Origin of the sequence: Variovorax sp. MSC1_012 (genome assembly GCF_023667525.1) — a bacterium.
In the GTDB taxonomy this organism is placed as follows: Bacteria; Pseudomonadota; Gammaproteobacteria; order Burkholderiales; family Burkholderiaceae_C; genus Variovorax; species Variovorax beijingensis_B.
On sequence record NZ_CM174443.1, the window covers coordinates 3,999,981 to 4,023,851 of the forward strand.

Below are 23,871 nucleotides of genomic sequence, written 5' to 3' on the forward strand. Positions count from 1 at the left end.
GCAAAAGCCGGCGCGTTCGCGGGGGTTGCGGCAAAGGCGGGATAATACCCGAATCCCCTCTGATTCCTGTGTTAGCACCCTCTCCGGCGTGCGATTACTTCCGGTTTTTCGGCCGGTCCGACCCATGTCACTTTCCGCCTCAGATATTGCACGCATTGCCTCCCTGGCACGGCTGCAGCTTGCCTCCGACGAAAGCGAGCGCATGCTCAGCCAGATCAACGGCTTTTTTGACCTGGTCGAACGCATGCGTTCGGTCGACACCACGGGGGTAGAGCCGCTGGCCCATCCGGTGGCGGCCGTCGAGGACATCACGCTGCGCCTGCGCGACGACGTGGCGAGCGAGCCCGACAACCGCGAAGCCAACCAGAAGAGCGCCCCGGCCGTCGAAGCCGGCCTGTTCCTGGTGCCGAAAGTGATCGAATGAGCGGCGAATTGCATCAAATGGGCGTGGTCGCCCTGACCAAGGCCCTGGCCGACCGCAAGATTTCCGCCGTCGAGGCTTCCCAGGCTTTTCTGGGCCGCATGAAGGCCCATCAGTCGCTCGGCACCTTCGTCGACGTGAACGAGGAAGTCACGCTGGCCCAGGCCCGCGCGGCCGACGCGCTCATTGCCAAGGGCAACGCGCCCGCACTGGCCGGCGTGCCGATTGCGCACAAGGACATCTTCGTCACCACCGATTTCGCCACCACCGCCGGCTCCAAGATGCTCGCGGGCTACCGCTCGCCCTTCGACGCCACCGTGGTCAAGCGCCTGGCCGAGGCCGGCGCAGTGACGCTGGGCAAGCTCAGCTGCGACGAATTCGCGATGGGCTCGGCCAACGAGAACGTCGCCGTGCCCGCCGTGGGCCACGACAAGGCCGTGCCGGTGCAGAACCCCTGGAACCGCGAGCGCATTCCGGGCGGCTCCTCGGGCGCCAGCGCGGCGGCCGTGGCGGCACGCCTCGCGCCCGCGGCCACCGGCACCGACACCGGCGGCTCGATCCGCCAGCCGGCCTCGTTCTGCGGCATCACCGGCATCAAGCCGACCTACGGCCGCGCCTCGCGCTATGGCATGGTGGCCTTCGCATCGAGCCTGGACCAGGCCGGCCCGATGGCCCGCTCGGCCGAAGACTGCGCGCTGCTGCTGTCGGCCTTCTGCGGCCCCGACCTGGACCGCGACTCGACCTCGCTCGACCGGCCCGCCGAAGACTTCGGCCGCTCGCTGAACGATTCGCTCGAAGGCCTGCGCATCGGCGTGCCGAAGGAGTTCTTCGGCGAAGGCGTTGCGCCCGGCGTGCGCGCGGCCATCGATGCGGCGCTCGCGCAGTACGAGAAGCTCGGCGCGAAGCGCGTCGAGGTGTCGCTGCCGCTCACCGAGCTGTCGATTCCCGTGTACTACATCCTGGCCGCGGCCGAAGCCTCGAGCAACCTGAGCCGCTTCGACGGCGTCAAGTTCGGCCACCGCGCCAAGCAGTACAAAGACCTGGCCGAGATGTACGAGCGCACGCGCGCCGAAGGCTTCGGCGACGAGGTCAAGCGCCGCATCATGATCGGCACCTACGTGCTTTCGCACGGCTATTACGACGCCTACTACCTGCAGGCGCAGAAGGTGCGCCGCATGATCGCCGACGATTTCCAGCAGGCCTTCAGGCAGTGCGATGTGATCGCCGGCCCGGCCGCGCCGACCACCGCCTGGAAGATCGGCGAGCACGGCGGCGACCCGGTGGCCGACTACCTGGCCGACATCTTCACGCTGCCGGCCTCGCTGGCCGGCCTGCCGGGCATGAGCGTGCCCGCGGGCTTCGACTCCGGCATGCCCGTCGGTTTGCAGCTGATCGGCAACTACTTCGGCGAAGCGAAGCTGCTGAACGCGGCCCACCGCTTCCAGCAGGCCACCGACTGGCACACGCGCACGCCGGAGGGCTTTTGAAATGAGCGAACCCGTGAACACTTTCGAAGCACAGCAGGAAGGCCGCCCGACCGGCCCGCTGGTGCGCGGCTATGAAGTCATCATCGGCTTCGAGACGCACGCGCAACTCTCGACCGCGAGCAAGATCTTCAGCCGCGCCTCCACCGCCTTTGGCGCCGAGCCCAACACCCAGGCCTGCGCGGTCGACCTGGCGCTGCCCGGCACGCTGCCCGTGATGAACAAGGGCGCGGTCGAGCGCGCCATCAAGCTGGGCCTGGCGCTCGGCTCGCACATTGCGCCGCGCAGCGTGTTCGCGCGCAAGAACTACTTCTACCCCGACCTGCCCAAGGGCTACCAGATCAGCCAGTACGAGATCCCGGTCGTGCAGGGCGGCGCGGTCTCGTTCTTCCTCGGCCAGGAAAAGAAGACCGTGCGCCTGGTGCGCGCCCACCTCGAGGAAGACGCGGGCAAGTCGCTGCACGAGAACTTCATCGGCCAGAGCGGCATCGACCTGAACCGCGCCGGCACGCCGCTGCTGGAGATCGTGACCGAGCCCGACATGCGCTCCACCGCCGAGGCCGTGGCCTATGCGCGCGAGCTGCACAAGGTCGTCACCTGGATCGGCATCTGCGACGGCAACATGCAGGAAGGGAGCTTCCGCTGCGACGCCAACGTGTCGGTGCGCAAGCCCGGCGAGAAGCTCGGCACGCGGCGCGAGATCAAGAACCTGAACAGCTTCAAGTTCATGCAGCAGGCGATCGACTACGAGATCAACTCGCAGATCAACGAGCTGGAGGACGGCCGCAAGATCGAGCAGGCCACCGTGCTGTTCGACCCCGACACCGGCGAGACGCGCACCATGCGCACCAAGGAAGACGCGGCCGACTACCGCTACTTTCCCGACCCGGACCTGCCGCCGCTCGCCATCGAGGCCGAGTGGATCGAGCGCGTGCGCGCCACCATGCCCGAGCTGCCGCGCGCCATGGCCGAGCGCTATGTGCGCGACCACGGCATGTCCGAATACGACGCGGCGCAGCTCACGCAGAGCCCGGCGCTCGCACGCTACTTCGACGATGCGGTCAAGGCCGGCGCCACGCCCAAGCTGGCCAGCAACTGGATCACCGGCGAAATGGCGCGCCGCCTGAACGCGCAGGAGATCGGCATCGAGGCCGCGCCCGTCACGGCGCAGCAGCTGGCGCAGTTGGTCGGGCGCATTGCCGACGGCACGCTGCCCAACAACGCCGCGCGCCAGGTGTTCGACGCGCTCTGGACCGGCGAAGGCAGCGACGTCGACGCGATCATCGAGGCCAAGGACCTGAAGCCCATGAGCGACACCGGCGCGCTCGACAAAATCCTGGACGAAGTGATCGCAAAGAACGCGAAGAACGTCGAGGAATACCGCGGCGGCAAGGAAAAGGCGCTCAACGGCCTCGTGGGCCAGGTAATGAAGGCCAGCGGCGGCAAGGCGAACCCCGCGCAAGTGACCGAACTGCTCAAGGCAAAGCTGGGCTGACGCCGGCCCTCAGCGTTTGCTGATGCCGTTCTGGGGAGACCAGAGCTGCTTGAGGCGCGTGCGCTCCTCGTCGAAGCGCGCGTTGACGCGCTTCTTCTCGTCTTCCTGCTCGCCGATGAAGCGGTTCTGCACCGCCACGCTCTGCGCGTTGTCCTCGAGCTTGCGGCGCACGGCACCGGGCGCCTTGCTCACATCGTGCTTGTAGAACTCGAGCTCCTCGTCGACCTTCCTGCGGTCTTCGGCGAGTTCGGCCAGGCGCTTCTTCGCGGCCTGGATCACCGCGTCGATCTGCACCAGCGCTTCGGCGCGCTCGCGGTCGTGCACCTCGGCATTGGGATAGCGCACCAGCAGTGCGCGTTCGCGGCGACGTTCGTCGGTCAGGCGCGCGGCCTGCAAGGCGGCCTCGCGGGCGCGGTCTTCGCGCTCGGCCAGTTCACGGGCGGTGTACGTGGGCTCGAGCCGACGGCGCGTGGTACCGCTCGGGTTCAGTTCGCGCTGCTCGCGGTCGATGCATTCGGCAATAGGGCGGTCGGCCGTGAGCGTGCGGCCGCGCGCGTCGGTGCACGAATAGATGCCGGCGGCCGGCGCCGGTGCGGGCTGCGCCGGGACCGCGCCGGCCCACAGGGCCATCAGCAGCAGCGCCCAGGGGGCTGCGAACGGCCGGGCCGCCAGGTCGAGCTTGCGCTTGGGCACGGCGTCGATCTCAGCTGGCGCCGTAGCGCGCCCGGTAGGCGAGCACGCGCTCGCGATGCACGCCCAGGTCGGCGGCGGCACTGCCCGAGAGGTAGTTCAGCAGGTCGTCGAGCGTGGCAATGGCCACCACCTGCAGGCCCAGCTGGTTGCGCACGTACTGCACGGCACTGTGGTCCACGTCGACGCCGTTCTCGGTGGCTTTTTCCTGCCGGTCGAGCGCAATGGCCACGGCGTGCGGCGTGGCGCCCGCGGCTTCGATGGCGGCAATGGATTCGCGCACTGCGGTGCCGGCCGACATCACGTCGTCGACGATCAGCACGCGGCCCTTGAGCGGTGCACCCACCAGGTTGCCGCCTTCGCCATGCGCCTTGGCTTCCTTGCGGTTGTAGGCAAAGGGATGGTTGCGCCCGCGCCGGGCCAGTTCGGCCGCCACCGTGGCACCCAGCGGAATGCCCTTGTAGGCGGGGCCGAAAATCATGTCGAACTCGACGCCGCTCTCGATCAGCCGGTCTGCATAGAATCCGGCGAGCCGCGCGATCTTGGCGCCGTCGTCGAAGAGGCCCGAATTGAAGAAATAAGGGCTCATTCGCCCGGCCTTGGTCTTGAACTCGCCAAAGCGCAGCACCCCTGCGTCGAGTGCGAACTGGACGAAATCCTGCGCCACCGCGCTGCCTTGCACACCATCTACAGCCATCGGAAATTCCTTGTGTTCAAACTGACCAGCCTCAATCTCAATGGCCTGCGTTCGGCCGCCACGAAGGGGGTGGCGGACTGGGTGGCCGAACTTGCGCCGGATTGTATTTGCATGCAGGAGATCCGGGTGCAGGCGAGCGACATCGAAGGCCGCTTCGAGGAAATGGCCGGCCTCAAGGGCCATTTCCATTTCGCCGAGAGAAAAGGCTATGCCGGCACCGCGATCTACACAAAGCATGCGCCAAGCGCCGTCGTCGTGGGCTGGGGCGACGCCGAATTCGACGCCGAGGGCCGCTACCTCGAGCTGCGCTTCGACACGCCCAAGCGCAAGCTCTCGATCATCAGCTGCTACTTCCCGAGCGGCAGTTCGGGCGAGGAGCGGCAGGAAGCCAAGTTCCGCTTCCTGAAGGGGTTCTTTCCGCACCTCACCGCGCTCAAGAAGGAGCGCGAATTCATCCTTTGCGGCGACATCAACATCGCCCACAAGGAAATCGACCTCAAGAACTGGCGCGGCAACCAGAAGAACAGCGGCTTCCTGCCCGAGGAGCGCGCCTGGATGACCCGGCTGCTGGATGCCGGCACCGACGGCGCGGGGCTGGTGGACGTCTACCGCCTGCTCAAGCCCGACACCACGGCCGAGGCCTACACCTGGTGGAGCAACCGCGGCCAGGCCTACGCCAACAACGTGGGATGGCGGCTGGACTACCACCTGGCCACGCCGGCCCTGGGCGCGCTGGCGCGCAGCGAGCAGATCTACAAGACCGTGAAGTTCTCGGACCACGCGCCGATCACGGTGGACTACGACTTCACGCTGTAGCCCGCTGGCCGATGCCGCTGACCACGCCCGTCGCCGATCCCGCGCCACCGGCGGCCTACCTGCCGCGCGATGTCGTCAACGCGCCCGCGGTCAAGGCGGCCATCGCACGCCGCAGCACCGAGCGCGGCGACGACGCCGACATGGCGGCCTGGCTGCGCAATCATTTCTTTCGCTGGGCCATCGGCAGCTTCGAGCACGTGCTGCCGGTGCACTCGATGGCCGATTACCTCGCGGCGGCGGGCCCCGGCAGGCTGGCGCCCGAGTGGCTGGCCAGGCGGTTGCAGCCGCGCGCCGATGCACAGCCCCCGGCCTGCCATTACCTCGACCCCGACCATCTGCTGCTGATCGAGCGCGAGCGCGTGCTGGTCGAGTTCCTGCGCGCGCGGCGCGGCACGCGGCTCGAACAGAAGCTGCAGCGCATCACCTGCTTCATGGCCCTGGCGATGTGGGAGCGGGAGCACCAGCGCATGCAGGCGCGGCGCAGCAAGGGCTGGGTGCCCAGCAGCGGGCTCGCGCTGCGCGAAGTGCTGCGCACGCCCAACGGCACCTTCTTCGAGTTCGATGGCAGCCATCCAGCGCTGCGCGAAGAGATGGCCTACGAGTCTTACCACATGCAGCACTGCCTCGGACAGTTCGCGAGCCTGAAGAAGCTCAGCGGCGGCTATGGCGAGCAGTATGCGCAGGCCGCGCAGGACGGCCGGCTGCGTCTTTTCACCTTGCGCAGCGCGGGCAACCTGCCGCATGTGACGATCAGCCTCGGCGTGGCCGCCGACGGCCTGCGCGTGGACCAGATCAAGGGCAAGCAGAACCGCCACCCCGTCCGCAAGTACGCCGACGACGTGCTGCAGTTCCTGCGCGCCCTGCCACCGCGCGGCGAACGCCATGCCGATTGCGAAGGCATGGGCCTGGTGTTCGAGCCCGATGCGGCCGCGCCGGCCGGAGGCAGCGCGGCCGGCCAGTGGAAATTCGTGACCGACGTGGCCGACGCCGGCTTCCTGCTCAGCGTGATGAGTGCCAACTTCCACCTGATCGAACACTTCGAACGCCCGCCGGCCGCACTGCAATGGCTGCTGCTGCGCATTGCGCCCCACGAGCTCGGCCGCCTGCGGTATGTCGATCCGGCCGTTGCCGCGGCCGCGCGGCTGACCCTGCCCGAAAAATCGCTGCCGCCGATGCTGCGCGACCTGCCGGCCGCGGCCTGCGAGATCGAGGGCATTCCGTTCACGGCCATCGCCCCGGGCGCACTGCCATGCTGAAGCTGCTGCTGTGGCTCGTGGGGCTGGGCCTGCTGTTCTTCGCGTGGCGCGTGGCCGTCGTGCTGTCCGGCCTGATGCGCGAGGACCGCGAAACAACCGCTCCCGGCAGCCAGGGCGCTGCCCCCGCCAGGGAAGACCCTGCACTGCGCGCCGCCCGCGCCGCAGCCGACAACGCGTTGCCCAACAGGCGCCGCTGGGCCCTTGCGCTCGCGGACATCCTGCTGATTCGCAATGGCCTGCCGTGCAACGGCGACACGCTCGCGCTCGAACTGCCCGCCGAAAAGCGTGTGCAGCTCGCGCGCCAGGTGCTGAGGGAAATGAACTTCCCCGCCGACCTGCCCGCCGCTGCCATTCCCGCGCGCATGCAGGCCGCGCTCACCGGCTGGGTCGGTGGCCTCGGCCGTTCGCACGATGGCTTCTACGAGCAGCTCGCGGCCCAGGGCCGTGTGCGCGACGCGCTGGCCTTCGACTGCGCGCGCACCGCCTTCCTGGTGCGCTGCATCGCACTGCTCGGCTGGGTGCCCGAGGCGCAGGCGTGGCCCGTGCTGTTCCTCAACGCCCAGCGTGCGCAGGACAGCTTCGACAGCTGGGAAGATTTCGGCCTGGCCTATGCACGGGCGCGCGAGCACTGGCTGCGCATCAGCACCCAGGACGGCCCCGCCTCCACGCGCGCCACCACGGAAGTGCGCGAGCACCTGCGCAACGTCGAGGGCAGCTGGCTCATGCTGCCCTGGAAGCGCTACCGCATCTTCGATCCGCAACCGCTGCCGGCCTGAGACGGCCGGCGTTCCTTTCCTCCATTCGCTACGAACCATGACCACGAACCCGATCCCGTCCGTTCCCTCGCCATGGAAGATCTGCGACGTCGATGCGCTGCTGCGCGCGGGCGAGCACGCCACGCTCGACCGCCTGTTCGACGAGGCGCTGGCCGCGAGCTTCCACGACCGCGCCGCCGAAGAGCGCTACCACGGCGCCCTGCCCGCCGACCTCGAGGGCTGCACCGGGGCCGGCGCCGAAGGCCTGGCGCGGCTGCGCGCCTGGCAGGCCGCGCGCCCGCAGTCGGCCCATGCATGGCTGTGCGAGGCGCACTACTGGTTCCACTGGGCCTACGAATACCGCGGTTCGGGCTGGGCCGGTTCGGTGACCGACCTGGGATGGACCTGCGCCCACGCCTGCGCCACGCATGCGGCCGTGTCGGCGATGCGCTCGCTCGAGCGCGAGGCCACCCTGTGGAACGCCACCGCACTGATGATGCAGAGCGTGTCGGCCTTCGACGAGCCCGACTGGCTCACCGAGCTCGTGCGCAGCGGACGCGGGCCCGAAGCCCCGCTCGTCCACGACCTGCCGCTCGAAGGCATGTCCCCCGAGGCGCGCGAGGAACTGCTGGCCATGCTCGCGCGCTCCGGCCTGCAGGCGGACGAACGCATCGCCTGTCCGTCGAGCGCGCCCGCGGCGCTGCCATCGCCGATGCAGGGCAAGAAGATGCTGACCGGCAAGCAGTACTGGATGCACGCCACGATGCAGATCCATCCGCGGCTGTTCTTCTTTTTGCGCCAGTGCATCTGGTTCATGCAGCCGCGCTGGGGCGGCAGCCATGACCGGGTGCGCGCCTTCATCGCGTCGCCGGCCTGTGCGCACCTGAGCGAGATCGAGAAAGACCGCCTGCGGCACGAGATCTGGCGCGACGACTACCTGGAGAACGAGGTCGACGGCGACGACGACCCCGAGGACGTGCGCCGGTGGATGGCCGCGACCCGCCAGCGCGCGGGCGAGGCACTCCACCCCTACCACCGCTGGGAAACGCTGTACTGGATCGCCAAGAGCCACTACGGCCGCGAGGAGCGGCCGCAGGCGCTCGCCTGCCTGAAGGAAGCCGAGGTCCACGCGCCCATCGACGACGACCACGCGATGTCCCTCGCGGTGCTGCTGGCCTGCCAGCTCGAGCCGCAGGACCCGTCCTGGCTGGGCCAGGCCGTCGTGCGCAGCGCCAATGCCGGGGAATGCCCGGCCGCGATGATCCTGCACGGCTACTGCAGCCTGAAGGGCGTGCTTGGATTCGTGCCCGACGAGCCCGCGGGCCAGGCCTGGCTCGAACTCGCCCGCATGCGCGCGCCTGGCACGCTGGCATGGAACAAGCTGGCGTCCGCCCTCCGGTACGGCGGGCGCGAGGCCGACGCCTTCGCGTTGGCGACGATGGGCCAGGCGGCGGGCGGAGACTCCTGCGACTACCTGCTCGGGCTGTTCCATGAAGACGGCGTGCATGTCGCACCCGATCTGAGCCAGGCCATTCCCTACTACCGCAAGACCGCCGAGGACGGCGGCAACATGGGGGCCTACAAGCTGGGCTACGCCTGCTACAACATCTCGCTCGCCGCAAAGGACCCCGCCGAGCGCGGGCAGCTGATGCTGGAGGCCGTGGAGGCGATGCGCAAGGCGCACGAGATGGGGCACACCGACGGACTCGAAGGCATGCTGATGTTCATCGGCGACCTGGACGAGATTCCGGCACGGCATCGCTACGTGGACTTGGTGCGCGAGCACGCGCAGCAGGGCAATGCGGCGGCCATGGCGGCGCTGTCGGGCCTGCTGGCCGACCCCTCCGACAAGCAGCTCTACGACTACCGCGAGAGCGTGCGCTGGATCCTCGGAGCGCAGGCGGTGGCGCCCGACGACGGCTATGTGAAGAACATGACGCGCATCCACCACGAGGACGGCCTCATCGCCAAGCTCAACTTCAAGCTGCACCGCAAGGGCATCAAGGCGCACGAGATCCCGGGCGCAGACAACGCGATGGTCTGACGCGCGGGGGCGCCATGCCTCAGCTGCGCCTGGCTTCCTTGTAAAGCCCCTCGACCTTCGGCAGGTTGGCCTCGAGCTTCTGGATCCGGTCCGGCCCGCTCGGGTGAGTTGACAGAAAGCTCAGCCCGCCCTGGTTCTTCGAGGCCACGGCCATCTTCTTCCAGAGCGACACCGAGGCCTGCGGGTCGTAGCCCGCGCGCGCCGCAAGTTCGAGCCCGACGAGATCGGCCTCGGTCTCGTCGCTGCGGCTGAACTTGAGAGTCAGCAGCTGCGTGCCGGCGCGCGCCGCCAGGTCGCCCATCTGGCCCAGGCCCAGCAGCTGTGCGCCGATGGAAAGCGCCGCGCCGGTGCCCGCGCTCTTGGCCATGCGGGCACGTGCGTGCTCGCGCAGCGCGTGGGCCATCTCGTGCCCCATCACCATGGCGACCTCGTCGTCGCTGAGCTTGAGCTGTTCGAGGATGCCGGTGAAGAAGGCGATCTTGCCGCCCGGCATGCAGAAGGCGTTGATCTGCTTGCTGCCGATCAGATTGACCTCCCATTTCCATTCACGCGCGCGCGAGTTCCATGGCGTGGCAAAGGGAATCAGCCGGTTCGCGATGGTGCGAAGCCGCTGCAGCTGCACATTGCCATCGCCCGCGAGCGCACGCTTGGCGCGCGCCTGTTCGAGCAGCTGGCCGTACTGCTGCACGCCGGCGGCTTCGATCCGGTCGGCCGGCACCAGGTTGCGCGCCACCGAGGCATTGCCCACGTTCACCTGCGCCAGGGCCGGCCCGGCCAGCGCGGCACCGGCCGCCGCGAGCAGGAAGGCCCGCCGCGGCTGCCAGGCGGAGGCGCGCGGCGCCGAGGAAGCCGCGGAAGAAAGGAGAAGCTCGCATCGTGTGCACATGCGCGGATCATAGGAACAATTGCCGACAAAAAGACGGCTCGGCAGGCGGCGCGCGCTCATGGACAATCCGAAGTTCATGTCTGCCCAGCCCGCCGAAACCTCCACCGCCCCTTCCCTGCCCTGGCGCGATGCGCTGAAGGTCTACCTCGAGCCCGCCACGCTGCGCATGCTGGCGCTGGGCTTTTCCGCCGGCCTGCCACTGCTGCTGGTGCTGGGCACGCTGAGCTTTCGCCTGCGCGAGGCGGGCATCGACCGCACCACCATCGGCTACCTGAGCTGGGTGGGCCTGGCCTATGGCTTCAAGTGGGTCTGGGCGCCGCTGGTCGACCGGCTGCCGCTGCCGCCGCTGACCACGCTGCTCGGACGCCGGCGCGGCTGGCTGCTGCTGGCGCAGGGGATGGTGGTCGCGGGGCTGGTCGGCATGGCACTCAACGATCCGCGCCAGGGCCTCGCGCCGCTGATCTGGTGCGCGCTGCTGGTGGCCTTCGGCTCGGCCACGCAGGACATCGCGCTGGACGCCTTCCGCATCGAGTCGGCCGAAACGCGCAAGCAGGCCGCGCTCGCCGCCGCCTACCAGACCGGCTACCGCCTGGCGATGATCTGGGCCGGCGCCGGCGTACTGTGGGTGGCGGCCTGGGCCGAGGTGGCGCCGGTGGCTGGCGCCACGGGTGCGGCGGCCTACCAGAACAGCGCCTGGAAGACGGCCTACCTGGTGATGGCGGCCTCGATGGCGGTGGGCGTGCTCACCGTGCTGCTGTCGCCCGAGCCGGTGCGCCGCGTGCTGCCCAAGGCGAGGAACGCGGCCGAATGGCTGCAAAGCGTGCTGATCGAGCCCTTTGCCGACTTCATCCGCCGCTACAAGTGGCAGGCCGCGCTGATCCTCTCGCTGATTGCGATCTACCGCATCAGCGACGTGGTGATGGGCATCATGGCCAACCCTTTCTACGTGGACATGGGCTTCACCAAGGACGAGGTGGCCACGGTCAGCAAGATCTACGGCGTGGTGATGACGCTGGCCGGCGCCTTCGTGGGCGGCGTGCTGTCGATGCGCCTGGGCGTGATGCGCGTGCTGATGCTGGGCGCGGTGCTCAGCGCCGCGAGCAACCTGCTCTTCGCCTGGCTGGCCTCGCGCGGGCACGACCTGACGGCGCTGATCGCGGTGGTGTCGGCGGACAACCTGGCCGGCGGCATTGCCTCGGCGGCCTTCATTGCCTACCTGTCGAGCCTCACGAACATCAGCTATTCGGCCACGCAGTACGCCCTGTTCAGCTCGCTGATGCTGCTGCTGCCGAAGTTCATTGCCGGCTATTCGGGTGCTTTCGTCGACAGCCACGGCTACGCCCAGTTCTTCACCGCCACCGCCTTTCTGGGCGTGCCGGTGCTGCTGCTGGTGGCGCTGGCCGCCCGCATTACCACCACCAAGGCCCCGGCCGGGCGTCAATAGGGCACGGGCCCTATAGGAAAACAGCTGACGCTGCGGGGCCCGCGCAACTGGTAGGCTGTCACTTTCTGGTTACCTCCGCTTCGCTCCCAGAGCGACCATTCACCTTCCGTCCGCCAACCCACAAGCAACGTGCCGCCCCGCATTTCTCCCCTTCAGATCAGCGCCTTCACGGCCACTTCGGCCGTCGGCGTCGGCAAGGAGCCGCTCGCCGAGGCGCTCGAGCATTCGCGCAGCGGCCTGCGCGCCAACGATTTCGGCGATGCGCCGCTGCCCACCTGGATCGGCCGGGTGGACGGGCTCGAGGACATCCGCCTGCCCGAGGCGCTGGCCTCGTGGGACTGCCGCAACAACCGGCTGGCCTGGCTGGGCCTGCACGCGGATGGTTTTCCCGAAGCGGTGGCGGCCGCGCGGGCCAAGTACGGCCCGTCGCGCATCGCGCTGATCCTCGGCACCTCGACCTCCAGCATTGGCGAAACCGAGCTGGCCTACACCCAGCTCGACGCCGACGGCCTCTTTCCCATGGACCAGCGCCGTGCGGCCGTGCACACGCCGCACTCGCTGGCCATGTTCGTGCAGCAGGTGCTCGGGCTCACCGGGCCGAGCGAAACGATTTCCACGGCCTGCTCGTCGAGTGCCAAGGTGTTCGCCTCGGCCGAGCGGCTGATCCGCCTGGGCCTGGCCGACGCTGCCGTGGTCGGCGGGGTCGACACGCTGTGCGGCAGTGTGCTGTTCGGCTTCAATTCGCTCGAACTGGTGTCGAGCGAGCCGTGCCGGCCGTTCGATGCGAGCCGCAAGGGCATCAGCCTCGGCGAGGCGGCCGGCTTCGCGCTGGTGGAGCGCGTGCAGGACGACGACGCCACGCCGCTGCGGCTCCTGGGCTACGGCGAAGCCAGCGATGCGCACCACATGTCGACGCCGCACCCCGGGGGCCTGGGCGCCGAACGCGCGCTCGACGAGGCGCTGGCGCGCGCGGGCCTCGCGCCCGAGGCGATCGACTACATCAACATGCACGGCACCGCGAGCCAGAAGAACGACGAGGTCGAAGGCGCGCTGGTGGCGCGGCGCTTTCCGGCGCGCACCCATGCCAGCTCGACCAAGGGCTTCATGGGCCACACGCTGGGCGCGGCGGGCATCGTCGAGTCGGTGATCAGCCTGCTCGCGATCGAGCGCGGCCTGATGCCGGGCACGGTCAACACGAACCAGCTCGACGCCGGCTTCGGTCCGCAGATCCGGCTCGCGCCCGCGCATGGCGAGGTGCGCTATGCGCTGACCAACTCCTTCGGCTTCGGCGGCAACAACTGCTCGCTCGTGTTCGGCAAAAAATGAAGCTCGCCCCCAGGCTCCGCGCACTTCGTGTCGCTCCTCCTTCCCCCTACCGGGGGCAACACCGGTGGCCCGGCAAAGCCGGTTCCACGGTGTTTCGCGAAGAATCCCCCCAATGACAGCCCGCATGAGCGCTCCCACGCCCCCGACCCTCTACATCGAAGGCCCGGCCTTCTGGACGCCCACCCTGCCCGGCTGGGACGCCGCGCGCGCCGCCTTCCGCGGCGAAGGCGGGCTGGCCGATCCGCCGGCCAAGCGGCCGTCGCCGCAGGTGCTGGCGCCGGCCGAGCGCCGCCGCGCGCCCGACACCGTGGCGCTGGCGCTCGAAGTGGCCGCCGCGTCGATGGCGGGCTCGGGCCGCAACGCGGCCGACGTGCCCTGCGTGTTCGTCTCGGCGCATGGCGACCTGTCGATCAACGACTACATGTGCAGCACGCTGGCCACCGACCCCACCGTGCTGTCGCCCACGCGCTTCCACAACTCGGTGCACAACGCGGCCGTGGGCTACTGGACCATCGGCACCGGCTGCATGGCGGCCAGCAACTCGGTCTCGGCCTACGAGAACAGCTTTGCGGCCGGCCTGCTCGAAGCGGCCGTGCAATGCGCGGCCGACCAGTCGCCGGTGCTGCTGGTGGGCTACGACACGCCAACGGTGGGCCCGCTGACCTCGGTGACCGACAGCCAGGGCCTGCTGGCCGTGGCGCTGGTGATCGCACCCGGGCGCACGGCGCGCAGCGTGGCCGCACTCGACTGGTCGGTGGACGACAGCGGTGGCGACGGCGCCGCGCCGGCGCCGCTTTCCGACGCCGCCAAAACCCTGGCGCACATCAACCCGATGGCCCATGCGCTCGGCCTGTTCGAAGCGCTGGCGCGGCTGGACGAAGACGGCCCGCCGCCGCCCATCGGCCTGCCGCTTTCCGCCACCCTGTCGCTGCGGCTGCAACTGCGGCCGATCCGGGACTGAGGCTCCATGACCGGCACTGCGCAACGATGTGACGCAGTGATCATGGGCGGCGGGCTCGCGGGGCTGACCCTGGCGTTGCAGCTGAAGCAGCGCTTCCAGGACATCGACGTGCTGGTGCTGGAGCGCCGCACGCACCCGGTGCCGCATGCAGCGCACAAGGTGGGCGAGTCATCGGTCGAGATCGGCGCGCACTACTTCGACACGGTGCTCGGCCTCAAGCCCCACATGGACGGCGCACAGCTGCGCAAGTTCGGCTTCCGCTTCTTCTTCAGCGAGGGCCGGCGCGACATCGACCAGGTCACCGAGATCGGCGCCAGCCGCTACCTGGCGGTGCCCAGCTACCAGATCGACCGCGGCATCTTCGAGAACTACCTGGCCGAGGAGGCCGTGCGGCGCGGCGTGCGCTTCGACGATGCCGCGCTGGTGCGCCGCGTCGAGCTGGCCCCCGACGCCGACGCACTGCACCGGCTCGAATGGACGCGCGGCAGCGAAACCCACAACGCCGAGGCGCGCTGGCTGGTCGATGCCTGCGGGCGCGCCGGCCTGCTCAAGCGCAAGCTCGGCCTGGCCGAGGCCAACGCGCATGACGTCAATGCCGTGTGGTTCCGCATCGGCGAGCGCATTGCCATCGACGAGTGGAGCGACGACGCCACCTGGCGCGGGCGCTGCGATCCGCAGGCGCGCTGGCTCTCGACCAACCACCTGGTGGGCGCGGGCTACTGGGCCTGGCTGATTCCGCTGGCCTCGGGCTCGCATTCGGTGGGCATCGTGGCCGACCCGAAGCTGCATCCGCTGGACACCATCGACACCTTCGACAAGGCCATGCAGTGGTTCGCCACCTACCAGCCGCGGCTGTACGACGCGCTCGACGGCAAGCGGCACCTGCTGCAGGACTTCGCGTTCCTCAAGCACTTCTCGCACGGATGCAGGCAAGTGTTCTCGGGCCAGAGATGGGCCCTGACGGGCGAGGCCGGCCTGTTCCTCGACCCCTTCTATTCGCCGGGCAGCGACTTCATCGCGATCAGCAACACCTACATCGCCGACCTGGTGGCGCACGACCGCGCGGGCCGCCCGGTGGAAGCCCGCGCGCAGCTCTACGACCAGATCTACCACTCGTTCTACGACAGCACACTGGCGCTCTACCAGGACCAGTACCCGCTGTTCGGCGACCCCGAAGTGCTGCCGGTGAAAGTCATCTGGGACTATGCCTACTACTGGGGCGTGCTGTCGCAGATCTTCTTCCAGCAGCGGCTCACCGACCTGATGCTGCTGGGCAGCCTGAAGGAAGAACTGCAGCATTGCCAGCGCCTGAACCTCGCGGTGCAGCAGCTGCTGCGCAGCTGGTCCGCCGCCAGTGCCAGGCGCAACGCGCCCGTGATGCTCGACCAGGCCGCCATGCCCTGGTTCGCCGAGCTCAACCGCAGCCTGAAGGACCCGCGGATGGGCGACGCCGCGTTCAAAGCGCGCATCCGGGCCTCGGCCGCGCAGCTGCGCCAGCTGGCCGGCGAGATCCTCGCGCGCGCACGGGCGGACAATGCGGACCTGGGCGGCTGCGCCCTGCCCTCGCTGCTTGAGGAAAACATCGCCGGCCTGCCCGCTGGCGCGCAAGACGGCGCTATGCTTTTCGCAGCACTTCCGGAGGACAGCCGGAAGCCGCGTTTACCCAACTTTACGGAGCGTTCAAGCCCCGTTGCCCCCCGTGCACGACCATGAAGCGCATGAGTACCCCCCAGCTCCTGATGATCGAAGACGACGCCCGCCTGGCACAGATGGTGGGCGAATACCTGACGCAGTCGGGATTCCTCTTCACGCATGCCGGCGACGGCGCGAGCGGCCTCGAGCAGCTGCAGCAGCACGCGCCAGACCTCGTGATCCTCGACCTGATGCTGCCCGACACCGACGGCCTGGAGATCTGCCGGCGCATCCGCTCGCTGCCGCCTCCGGCTTCGAAGGTGTCGGTGCTGATGCTCACCGCCAAGGGCGATCCGATGGACCGCATCATCGGCCTGGAGATCGGCGCCGACGACTACCTGCCCAAGCCCTTCGAGCCGCGCGAGCTGCTCGCGCGCATCCGCGCGGTGCTGCGCCGCCGCAGCGAGAACAATGCCGATACCGAAGCCAGCACGGTGATGCGCTTCGGCACGCTCGAGATCGACCGCAACGCGCGCACCGTGTCGGTGGGCGGCGCGCTGGCCGACCTCACCTCCTACCAGTTCGACCTCTTGGTGGCCATGGCCGAGCGCGCCGGGCGCGTGCTCACGCGCGACCAGATCATGGAGGCCGTGCGCGGCCGCGAGCTGGAGGCCTTCGACCGCTCGATCGACGTGCACATGGGCCGCATCCGCGCCGCCATCGAGGTCGACGCCAAGAACCCCAAGCGCATCCTCACGGTGCGCGGCGTGGGCTACGTGTTCGCCAAGCAGCAGGACTGACCGGCCGATGCTGCGCAGCCTCTATTCCCGCCATCTCTACGTGCGCATCTGGCTCGCGGTGGTGGGCGGCGTCGTCATCCTCACGCTGATGGCCAACTGGATCGTGCGCGAGGCGGCCGAGGCCGAGCGCGAACGCCTGGCGCCGGTGCCGCGCAACGTGGTGGTGCTCGATGCGCAGGACACGCCCATCGGCACCGGCAAGGCGCTGCGCGTGCCGGGCCAGGGGCTGGAGTTCGACGTGACGCTCAGCGACGGCAAGGCACTCACGCTGCGCGTGGCGCCGCGCGACCGGCCCTCGGGCACCGGCGGGTTCGCGCCCTGGCGCACGCCGTTCGGCCTGGGCTGGATGATCGCGCTCGTGGGCATTGCGGTGGCGCTGGGCGTGTATCCGATCGTGCGGCGGCTCACCCAGCGGCTGGAGTCGCTGCAGCGCGGCGTGCAGCGCTGGGGCGAGGGCGATCTCTCGGCGCGCGTGACCGAAGAAGGGCAGGACGAAGTGGCTGATCTCTCCAAACGTTTCAACGCGTCGGCCGAACGCATCGAACAGCTGGTGCGTTCGCACAAGTCGCTCCTGGCCAATGCATCGCACGAGCTGCGCTCGCCGCTCACCCGCATCCGCATGGGCCTGGAGCTGATGGGCGAGCGCCCGAGCCCCAAGGCGCGCGAGGAAATCTCGCGCAACATCGGCGAGCTCGACCAGCTCATCGACGAGATCCTGCTGGCCAGCCGGCTCGACGCGAGCGAAGCCGACATGGGCACCATCGAGGCGGTCGACCTCACGGGGCTCGCGGCCGAGGAGTGCTCGCAGGTGAATGCCGAGCTCGACCTGGTCGAAGGCACCGACAACGCCAGGCTCACCGTGCCCGGCGTCTCGCGCCTCTTGCGCCGCGCGATACGCAACCTGCTCGAGAACGCGCGCCGCTACGGCGCGGGCGAGATCAGGGTGGAGCTCGGCAGCGCCAACGGCTTTGCCACGGTGCGCGTCACCGACCGCGGCCCGGGCGTGCCACCGGCGCTGCGCGAACGCATCTTCGAGCCCTTCTACCGGCTGCCTGGCGCCAGCGAGCGCAACGGCGGCGTGGGCCTGGGGCTCGCGCTGGTGAAGTCGATCGCCGAGCGGCATGGCGGCAGCGTGCGCTGCGAAGACGGCCCGGAGGGCGGCGCGAGCTTCGTGATCCGTCTGCCGGCGAGCGCGCCCGCGCACTAAGCCCGCGCCCCGGGGGGTGCACCGGGGCAAGTCAGGTTGGGCCCGCCGGCCCCACCTAAAATCCCGCCCCTATGCAGAGATCGCACATCGTCAGGCCCGCGGCCATGTTCTGGGGGCTGGTGGTGTTCATGCCCGTCGGCGTCACCTACCTTTCGGCCCTGCTGCTGCTCGCCACCATGCTGCTGGCCGGCGGGTTGCGCGACCGCTTCGCGCGGCTGCGCACCAATCCGCTGTGGTGGCCGCTGGTGGCGTACCTGGCCTGGACCTTCATCGTGCTGGCCATCGGGCCGCACTACCCCCAGACCGGCTCCAACCTGTTCCACGGCCTGCGCATCGGCCTCACCATCCTGATGGCGATGGCGCTCACGCGCGAGGAAGCGGTCTGGGCGCTGCGCGGCTTCCTGCTGATCGCGGCGCTGAACATCCTGCTGATCGTGGCCTATTACGCGATCGGCTTTCCGATCTGGTCGCCGCTGCGCGCGGTGGTCATGGAAGTGGGCAACAAGTCGATCAGCAATGCGCTGCTGTTCAGCGTGGTGGCGTCCACGGCCGCCGTGTGGGGCATTGCGCAGATCGCCGCGCACCGGCCGCTGCGCGCCGTTCCCGCCTTTGCGCTGGTGCTGGGCCTGGGGCTGGTGGTGGCGCTGCCGCTGACCTCGCGCACCTCAGTGCTCGCGCTGATGCTGGTGATCCCGGCGGTCTGCATCCACCAATGGCGCAGCCACCTCAAGATGCTGGTGAGCGCGCTGGTGCTGGGGGCCGCGGTGCTGGCGGCCGCGCTCTACCAGGTGCCGCAGCTGCAGCACAAGGTCGAGACCGGCGTGGAGGAAATCGAGAAGGCGCAGGCCGGCGAAATCTTCAAGGGCAGCTGGGTCATCCGCTACTACATGTACCGCGATACCGGCCTCATGATCGCCGACCGGCCGCTCGCCGGCTGGGGCATCGGCGGCTGGACCGACCAGTGGCACAAGCGCGGCCCGGCGCTCTTCGCCGACTCGAACATGCCGCACAACGACTTCCTGTGGGTCGGCGCGCAGGGCGGGCTGCCGGCCTTGCTGAGCCTGCTGGTCATCATGGCGGGCGCCGTCTGGCAGGCATGGAAGCGGCCCGACATCGCGGGCCGCTACGCGCTGGCGGCCACGTTGATCGCGCTGATCGCATCGAGCGTGAACTCGGCCGTGCGCGACGCGCAGATCGGGCTGGCGCTGCTGTGGATCGCGATGGTCTACCTGCGGCTCGCGCAGGAACCGCGGGATACGCAGCCCTGGCGCGACCTGTGGCCGACGCGCCGCATCGCGGCGGCGCTCGAGGTCCCGCTGCAATCCCGATAGCTATCGGCTGCTGCGCTTGGCTTCAGGGGTCGCGAACGGTCAATGCCGGGAGGACACCGTCTCGCCCGCCTTCAGGCGATAGACGGTGCCGCAGTACGGGCACTTGGCTTCACCGGTGCGCGCCACGTCCAGGTAGACCTTGGGGTGGGTGTCCCAGAGCTTCATGTCGGCCTTGGGGCTGGGGCAGAACACGCCGCCCTGATGGTTGAGCTCCCGGGCCAGGAGTTCGACGACTGCGTTGGTAGGCATGGTTTTTCTCAGACTTTCGTGAGCCAGTGGGCGTACTTGGGGTTCTTGCCGTTCACGATGTCGAAGAAGGCAGCCTGGATCTTTTCGGTGATCGGGCCGCGCGAGCCGCCGTCGCCGCGGTTGCCGATCTCGATGCGGTCGAGCTCGCGGATGGGCGTGACTTCAGCGGCCGTGCCGGTGAAGAAGGCTTCGTCGGCAATGTAGACCTCGTCGCGCGTGATGCGCTTCTGCACCAGCTCCAGCCCCAGGTCCTTGCACACGTGCAGGATGGTGTTGCGCGTGATGCCGTTGAGCGCGCCGGCCGAGAGGTCGGGCGTGTAGACCACGCCGCCCTTGACCACGAAGATGTTCTCGCCCGCGCCTTCGGAGACGAAGCCGCTCGCGTCGAGCAGCAGCGCCTCGTCGTAGCCGTCGTCCAGCGCTTCCATGTTGGCGAGGATCGAGTTGGTGTAGTTGCTCACCGTCTTGGCCTGCGTCATCGTGATGTTGACGTGGTGGCGGGTGAAGCTGGAGGTCTTCACGCGGATGCCGCGCTTCATGCCCTCTTCGCCCAGGTAGGCGCCCCAGGACCAGGCCGCGACCATGGCGTGGATCCGGTTGCCCTTGGGGCTCACGCCGAGCTTTTCGGAGCCGATCCAGATCAGCGGGCGCAGGTAGCAGCTCTCGAGCTTGTTCTCGCGCACCACCTGCTTCTGGGCTTCGTTGAGCTGTTCCTGCGTGAAGGGAATCTTCATGCGCAGGATCTTGGCGCTATTGAACAGGCGCTCGGTGTGCTCGGCCAGGCGGAAGATGGCGGTGCTGCCGTCGGCCGTCTTGTAGGCGCGCACGCCCTCGAAGGCGCCGCAGCCGTAGTGCAGCGTGTGGCTCAGCACGTGGATCTTGGCGTCGCGCCAGTCCACGAGTTCGCCGTCCATCCAGATCTTGCCGTCACGGTCGTCCAGCGAGGGGGGGATCGAGCTCATTTCCTGATTCCTTTGGGAGCTGTGTGGGGAGCGACCGGGGGAAGTCGCAAAAGCTTTCGATTTTACGGCGGCGGGCGCGGCGTGCTGCCCGACAATGGCCGGTTGTCCAAACCAGTGGAAAAAAGGGTTTCCGTGTCCGTATTCAAGAACGTCATCGTCTATCGCATCGAACCTGCCTGGTCCCAAACACTGGCCGAGGCCGAAGAAGCGCTCGCCAAGGCGCGCTTCGAGCCCTGCGGCCCCTCGCAGGAAAAGTCCGCCGGCTGGGTCGAACCCCGCGGCGAAGCCAACGGCCCGCTGGTCGAATCCATCGACGGCCAGTGGCTGGTCGAATACATGATCGAGAGCAAGGCGGTGCCCGGTTCCGTGGTGCGCCGCAAGCTCGACGAGCGCTGCGCGCAGATCGAGGCCACCACCGGCCGCAAGCCCGGCAAGAAGGAAAAGAAGGAGCTCAAGGAGGACATCACCCTGGAGCTGCTGCCGATGGCCTTCACGCGCAGCGTCCGCGTGGCCGTGTGGATCGACAAGGCCGAGCACCGCCTGGTGATCAACAGCGGCAATGCCGCGCGCGCCGACGAAGTGGTCACCAGCCTCGTGAAGTCACTCGACGGCTTTGCGGTGGCGCTGATCAACACGCAGGTGGAGCCGGCCGCCGCCATGGCCAACTGGCTCCTGACGCAGGAGCCGCCCGCCGGCTTCACCATCGACCGCGAGTGCGAGCTCAAGGCCTCGGACGACTCCAAGGCCGTGGTGCGCTACGCCAAGCACCCGCTCGACATCGAGGAAGTGCAAAAGCACATCACCGACGGCAAGCGCCCCACGCGCCTGGCGCTCACCTGGGACGACCGCGTGTCCTTCGAGCTGACGCACGGTATGCTGATCCGCAAGATCGTGTTCCTCGAAGGCACGGGCGACGGCGCGGCCGGAGGCAAGAAGGAAGACAACTTCGACGCCGACGTGGCGATTGCCACCGGCGAACTCGGCCAGCTGGTGCCGGCGCTGCTCGACGCGCTGGGCGGCGAGGCGGCTTTCAGCGGCGCGCCAACGGACGCAGCAGCGCCGAAGGCTGCCGCGGAAGTGCCTGCGACCACCACACCGGCCGATGCCGAAACCGAGGAAGAAGACGCGCCCTTCTGAGGGCCGGCGCTTCCTGGCTTCTTCCTAGCCCGCCTTGCTTTCCTCGGAAGACGGGGCGTCGTCGGGCGCGGCTTCGGGCCGCGTCAGTGTCCAGCTCTGCAGCTTGCCGCCGTTGAACACGGCGTCGACATGCGAGCCGCCGGTGTCGGTCCAGCGGTAGAGTTCGGGCTGTTCGTCCTTGGGCGAACGCAGTTCGCCCAGGGCGCGCGTCATCGCAATCACGTGCATCAGCGTCACGCCGGGCTTGAGCTTGGCGTTGAGCATCACCGCGCTCGCCACGTAGCCGATCGGGCGGTCGGCCGCGCGCTTGAGCACCTGCATCGCACGATGGAAATGCAGCAGCAAGAACATCACGATGGCCCCGCCCGCCAGGGCGACACCGCCCCAGCCACCGCTGCGCCAGGCCAGCCCGAGCAGGACGATGGCGCCCACGGGCACCAGTATTTTCTGGAAATTCATGGCGCGCATTGTCGCCGCGCACGGTAGCGGCCCTGACTACCGCCGGGCGCGCAAGACGGTACTCGCCCCGAAAAGCGCGCCGCGCCGCGGCGCCAGCAGGCACATTTCGCCGCACGGGCCAACGCCACCGGCTTCAGGGAGAGGCAACCGAGCTTGCCAGCACAACAAGAAGACACGTCACACATATCGGGGAACAGGGAGGATCGCCCGGCGCACCAGTGGTGCGCCGGGCATTTTTTTGCGCGATCGATCCCTCGGTCAATCGAGGCGGCGCACCACGTCCATCGCCTCCTCGATGCGCTCGACGGCATGGATGGTCAGGCCCTCGATCTCCTTCGATCCCTTGCGCGGCGCATTGGCCTTGGGCACCACGGCCACGCTGAACCCGAGCTTGGCCGCTTCGCGCAGGCGCTCCTGTCCGCGCGGCGCTGGGCGCACCTCGCCGGCCAGCCCGACCTCGCCGAAGGCGATGAAGCCCTTGGGCAGCGGCTTGCCGCGCAGGCTCGAGGTGATGGCGAGCATCACGGCCAGGTCGGCCGCGGGCTCGCTGATGCGCACCCCGCCCACCGCGTTCACGAACACGTCCTGGTCCATGCAGGCCACGCCGGCGTGGCGGTGCAGCACGGCCAGCAGCATCGCGAGCCGGTCGCGGTCCAGGCCCACGGAGAGGCGGCGCGGGCTCGGTCCGCCGTTGTCGACCAGCGCCTGGATCTCCACCAGCATCGGCCGCGTGCCCTCGAGCGTGACCAGCACCACGCTGCCGGGCACCGGCTCCGCATGCTGGCTCAGGAAGATCGCACTCGGGTTGGTCACGCCCTTCAGGCCGCGCTCGGTCATGGCGAACACGCCGATCTCGTTCACGGCGCCGAAGCGGTTCTTGATGGCGCGCACGAGGCGGAAGCTCGAATGCGTGTCGCCCTCGAAGTACAGCACCGTGTCGACCATGTGCTCGAGCACGCGCGGGCCCGCAAGCGCGCCTTCCTTGGTGACGTGGCCCACCAGCACCACGGCCGTGCCGCTGGTCTTGGCAAAGCGCGTGAGGTGGGCCGCGCACTCGCGCACCTGCGCCACCGAGCCCGGCGCGGAGGTGAGCTGGTCGGAGTACACCGTCTGGATCGAGTCGATCACCGTGATGGCCGGGCGCGTGGCGTCGAGCGTGGCGATGATCTTCTCGAGCTGGATCTCGGCCAGCACCTGCACCTGGGAGTGGTCCAGGCCGAGCCGCTTGGAACGCAGCGCCACCTGCGCGCCGCTTTCCTCGCCGGTGACGTAGAGCGCGTTCTGCCCCGCGCGCTGCAGCGCATCGACCGCCTGCAGCAGCAGTGTCGACTTGCCGATGCCCGGATCGCCGCCGATCAGCGTGACGCCGCCCGAGACGATGCCGCCGCCCAGCACGCGGTCGAGCTCGTCGAGCCCGGTGGGCGTGCGCGCGACGTCGGTCGCTTCTATTTCGGAAAGGGTCGCGAGCTCGGACACGCCCGCGAGCGCGGCGTACTGCGTGCCGAAGCGGTTGTTGGCCGGACCGTTGCTGCCCGCCACCTGTTCGATGAGAGTGTTCCAGGCGCCGCAGCTCGGGCATTTGCCGAGCCACTTGGGGCTGGTGCCGCCGCATTCGCTGCAGACGAAGAGAGATTTTTCCTTGGCCATGCCCAAGTGTAGGGAGGCGCAGGAAGCAAAACGGCGGCCCGCCGGGGGAAATGTCATGAAAACGTCTGCATTGCGGAAGGGGGAGCGGCCGCGATAGCATGCGCAGCCCCGCCCTTTCGGCGCAACGCTCGGAAACGCAAGAGCGGGGCCCGGGTCCTTTGCGCACCCATCG

At 68.9% G+C, this 23,871-nt stretch carries 22 protein-coding genes; 15 read left to right on the forward strand and 7 right to left on the reverse strand.

What is annotated here, in order from left to right; translation table 11 throughout:
- The first annotated feature begins 124 nt into the window (after nt 1–124).
- Genes gatC through gatB form a run of 3 tightly spaced genes read left to right on the forward strand, consistent with a single transcriptional unit; the run spans nt 125 to nt 3,400 of the window.
- Complete coding sequence (gene gatC / locus L1081_RS18755) at nt 125–424, forward strand: Asp-tRNA(Asn)/Glu-tRNA(Gln) amidotransferase subunit GatC (protein ID WP_145742864.1); 300 nt, start codon at nt 125–127, stop codon at nt 422–424.
- Nucleotides 421–1,908 (forward strand): Asp-tRNA(Asn)/Glu-tRNA(Gln) amidotransferase subunit GatA, encoded by a 1,488-nt coding sequence (gatA, locus tag L1081_RS18760; protein WP_489413523.1) that lies wholly within the window; start codon nt 421–423, stop codon nt 1,906–1,908. The genes gatC and gatA overlap by 4 nt, the downstream gene beginning before the upstream one ends.
- Before the next feature lies 1 nt (nt 1,909).
- Nucleotides 1,910–3,400, forward strand: coding sequence for an Asp-tRNA(Asn)/Glu-tRNA(Gln) amidotransferase subunit GatB (gene gatB, locus L1081_RS18765; protein WP_489413524.1), 1,491 nt, complete (start codon nt 1,910–1,912; stop codon nt 3,398–3,400).
- 9 nt (nt 3,401–3,409) lie between these two features.
- On the opposite strand, the gene L1081_RS18770 is transcribed toward gatB, so the two are convergent.
- Entirely contained in the window at nt 3,410–4,030 is a 621-nt protein-coding gene (locus L1081_RS18770; RefSeq protein ID WP_489416815.1) for a DUF4124 domain-containing protein, read from the reverse strand.
- Nucleotides 4,031–4,103: 73 nt separating this feature from the next.
- A complete protein-coding gene (gene pyrE / locus L1081_RS18775; RefSeq protein ID WP_124958378.1) occupies nt 4,104–4,787 on the reverse strand; it encodes an orotate phosphoribosyltransferase in 684 nt (227 codons plus the stop codon).
- Nucleotides 4,788–4,799: 12 nt separating this feature from the next.
- Here pyrE and L1081_RS18780 point away from each other — a divergent pair, with 12 nt between their 5' ends.
- Genes L1081_RS18780 through L1081_RS18795 form a run of 4 tightly spaced genes read left to right on the forward strand, consistent with a single transcriptional unit; the run spans nt 4,800 to nt 9,658 of the window.
- On the forward strand, nt 4,800–5,603 hold the full coding sequence (locus L1081_RS18780) for an exodeoxyribonuclease III (RefSeq protein ID WP_489413525.1): 804 nt from the start codon (nt 4,800–4,802) through the stop codon (nt 5,601–5,603).
- Between the two features lie 11 nt (nt 5,604–5,614).
- Nucleotides 5,615–6,859: a hypothetical protein gene (locus L1081_RS18785; RefSeq protein ID WP_489413526.1), complete on the forward strand. Its 1,245-nt coding sequence runs from the start codon at nt 5,615–5,617 to the stop codon at nt 6,857–6,859.
- On the forward strand, nt 6,853–7,635 hold the full coding sequence (locus tag L1081_RS18790) for a DUF1266 domain-containing protein (protein WP_489413527.1): 783 nt from the start codon (nt 6,853–6,855) through the stop codon (nt 7,633–7,635). The genes L1081_RS18785 and L1081_RS18790 overlap by 7 nt, the downstream gene beginning before the upstream one ends.
- 37 nt (nt 7,636–7,672) lie before the next feature.
- Nucleotides 7,673–9,658 carry a DUF4034 domain-containing protein gene (locus L1081_RS18795; protein ID WP_489413528.1) on the forward strand — a complete coding sequence of 662 codons (1,986 nt, stop codon included), beginning with the start codon at nt 7,673–7,675 and terminating at the stop codon, nt 9,656–9,658.
- Between the two features lie 19 nt (nt 9,659–9,677).
- Here the strand turns inward: L1081_RS18795 and L1081_RS18800 are convergent, their stop codons facing one another.
- Nucleotides 9,678–10,544, reverse strand: coding sequence for a M48 family metalloprotease (locus L1081_RS18800; RefSeq protein WP_489413529.1), 867 nt, complete (start codon nt 10,542–10,544; stop codon nt 9,678–9,680).
- A gap of 76 nt (nt 10,545–10,620) precedes the next feature.
- On the opposite strand from L1081_RS18800, the gene L1081_RS18805 reads away from it, so the two are divergent.
- The 7 genes from L1081_RS18805 (at nt 10,621) to L1081_RS18835 (ending at nt 19,245) form a co-directional block, all read left to right on the forward strand.
- On the forward strand, nt 10,621–11,988 hold the full coding sequence (locus L1081_RS18805; protein ID WP_489413530.1) for an AmpG family muropeptide MFS transporter: 1,368 nt from the start codon (nt 10,621–10,623) through the stop codon (nt 11,986–11,988).
- Between the two features lie 129 nt (nt 11,989–12,117).
- Complete coding sequence (locus L1081_RS18810) at nt 12,118–13,314, forward strand: beta-ketoacyl-ACP synthase (RefSeq protein ID WP_489413531.1); 1,197 nt, start codon at nt 12,118–12,120, stop codon at nt 13,312–13,314.
- Between the two features lie 112 nt (nt 13,315–13,426).
- Nucleotides 13,427–14,275, forward strand: coding sequence for a beta-ketoacyl synthase chain length factor (locus tag L1081_RS18815; RefSeq protein WP_489413532.1), 849 nt, complete (start codon nt 13,427–13,429; stop codon nt 14,273–14,275).
- 6 nt (nt 14,276–14,281) lie between these two features.
- Nucleotides 14,282–15,988, forward strand: a complete 1,707-nt coding sequence (locus L1081_RS18820) for a tryptophan 7-halogenase (protein ID WP_489413533.1) — start codon at nt 14,282–14,284, stop codon at nt 15,986–15,988.
- On the forward strand, nt 15,985–16,707 hold the full coding sequence (locus L1081_RS18825) for a response regulator (protein ID WP_012745423.1): 723 nt from the start codon (nt 15,985–15,987) through the stop codon (nt 16,705–16,707). Before L1081_RS18820 ends, L1081_RS18825 begins: the two co-directional genes overlap by 4 nt.
- 7 nt (nt 16,708–16,714) lie before the next feature.
- On the forward strand, nt 16,715–17,914 hold the full coding sequence (locus L1081_RS18830; protein ID WP_489413534.1) for an ATP-binding protein: 1,200 nt from the start codon (nt 16,715–16,717) through the stop codon (nt 17,912–17,914).
- Nucleotides 17,915–17,985: 71 nt separating this feature from the next.
- Complete coding sequence (locus L1081_RS18835) at nt 17,986–19,245, forward strand: O-antigen ligase family protein (protein WP_489413535.1); 1,260 nt, start codon at nt 17,986–17,988, stop codon at nt 19,243–19,245.
- 39 nt (nt 19,246–19,284) lie between these two features.
- Here the strand turns inward: L1081_RS18835 and L1081_RS18840 are convergent, their stop codons facing one another.
- On the reverse strand, nt 19,285–19,494 hold the full coding sequence (locus tag L1081_RS18840) for a zinc-finger domain-containing protein (protein WP_012745419.1): 210 nt from the start codon (nt 19,492–19,494) through the stop codon (nt 19,285–19,287).
- 8 nt (nt 19,495–19,502) lie between these two features.
- Nucleotides 19,503–20,456, reverse strand: coding sequence for a branched-chain amino acid transaminase (locus L1081_RS18845; protein ID WP_012745418.1), 954 nt, complete (start codon nt 20,454–20,456; stop codon nt 19,503–19,505).
- Nucleotides 20,457–20,588: 132 nt separating this feature from the next.
- Between L1081_RS18845 and L1081_RS18850 the strand changes: the two genes are divergently transcribed.
- Nucleotides 20,589–21,593: a recombination-associated protein RdgC gene (locus tag L1081_RS18850; protein ID WP_489413536.1), complete on the forward strand. Its 1,005-nt coding sequence runs from the start codon at nt 20,589–20,591 to the stop codon at nt 21,591–21,593.
- A gap of 24 nt (nt 21,594–21,617) precedes the next feature.
- On the opposite strand, the gene L1081_RS18855 is transcribed toward L1081_RS18850, so the two are convergent.
- Nucleotides 21,618–22,061 (reverse strand): glycerate kinase, encoded by a 444-nt coding sequence (locus L1081_RS18855; RefSeq protein ID WP_489413537.1) that lies wholly within the window; start codon nt 22,059–22,061, stop codon nt 21,618–21,620.
- A 249-nt stretch (nt 22,062–22,310) separates the two neighbouring features.
- Complete coding sequence (gene radA, locus L1081_RS18860; protein WP_489413538.1) at nt 22,311–23,699, reverse strand: DNA repair protein RadA; 1,389 nt, start codon at nt 23,697–23,699, stop codon at nt 22,311–22,313.
- Between the last annotated feature and the right edge of the window lie 172 nt (nt 23,700–23,871).

Excerpts from the sequence above, each read along its gene's own strand:
- gatC (WP_145742864.1), top strand. The coding sequence starts at position 125 with ATGTCACTTTCCGCCTCAGATATTGCACGCATTGCCTCCCTGGCACGG.
- gatA (WP_489413523.1), top strand. The coding sequence starts at position 421 with ATGAGCGGCGAATTGCATCAAATGGGCGTGGTCGCCCTGACCAAGGCC.
- gatB (WP_489413524.1), top strand. The coding sequence starts at position 1,910 with ATGAGCGAACCCGTGAACACTTTCGAAGCACAGCAGGAAGGCCGCCCG.
- L1081_RS18770 (WP_489416815.1), bottom strand. The coding sequence starts at position 4,030 with ATGGCCCTGTGGGCCGGCGCGGTCCCGGCGCAGCCCGCACCGGCGCCG.
- pyrE (WP_124958378.1), bottom strand. The coding sequence starts at position 4,787 with ATGGCTGTAGATGGTGTGCAAGGCAGCGCGGTGGCGCAGGATTTCGTC.
- L1081_RS18785 (WP_489413526.1), top strand. The coding sequence starts at position 5,615 with ATGCCGCTGACCACGCCCGTCGCCGATCCCGCGCCACCGGCGGCCTAC.
- L1081_RS18790 (WP_489413527.1), top strand. The coding sequence starts at position 6,853 with ATGCTGAAGCTGCTGCTGTGGCTCGTGGGGCTGGGCCTGCTGTTCTTC.
- L1081_RS18795 (WP_489413528.1), top strand. The coding sequence starts at position 7,673 with ATGACCACGAACCCGATCCCGTCCGTTCCCTCGCCATGGAAGATCTGC.
- L1081_RS18800 (WP_489413529.1), bottom strand. The coding sequence starts at position 10,544 with ATGTGCACACGATGCGAGCTTCTCCTTTCTTCCGCGGCTTCCTCGGCG.
- L1081_RS18805 (WP_489413530.1), top strand. The coding sequence starts at position 10,621 with ATGTCTGCCCAGCCCGCCGAAACCTCCACCGCCCCTTCCCTGCCCTGG.
- L1081_RS18815 (WP_489413532.1), top strand. The coding sequence starts at position 13,427 with ATGACAGCCCGCATGAGCGCTCCCACGCCCCCGACCCTCTACATCGAA.
- L1081_RS18820 (WP_489413533.1), top strand. The coding sequence starts at position 14,282 with ATGACCGGCACTGCGCAACGATGTGACGCAGTGATCATGGGCGGCGGG.
- L1081_RS18825 (WP_012745423.1), top strand. The coding sequence starts at position 15,985 with ATGAAGCGCATGAGTACCCCCCAGCTCCTGATGATCGAAGACGACGCC.
- L1081_RS18830 (WP_489413534.1), top strand. The coding sequence starts at position 16,715 with ATGCTGCGCAGCCTCTATTCCCGCCATCTCTACGTGCGCATCTGGCTC.
- L1081_RS18835 (WP_489413535.1), top strand. The coding sequence starts at position 17,986 with ATGCAGAGATCGCACATCGTCAGGCCCGCGGCCATGTTCTGGGGGCTG.
- L1081_RS18840 (WP_012745419.1), bottom strand. The coding sequence starts at position 19,494 with ATGCCTACCAACGCAGTCGTCGAACTCCTGGCCCGGGAGCTCAACCAT.
- L1081_RS18845 (WP_012745418.1), bottom strand. The coding sequence starts at position 20,456 with ATGAGCTCGATCCCCCCCTCGCTGGACGACCGTGACGGCAAGATCTGG.
- L1081_RS18855 (WP_489413537.1), bottom strand. The coding sequence starts at position 22,061 with ATGCGCGCCATGAATTTCCAGAAAATACTGGTGCCCGTGGGCGCCATC.
- radA (WP_489413538.1), bottom strand. The coding sequence starts at position 23,699 with ATGGCCAAGGAAAAATCTCTCTTCGTCTGCAGCGAATGCGGCGGCACC.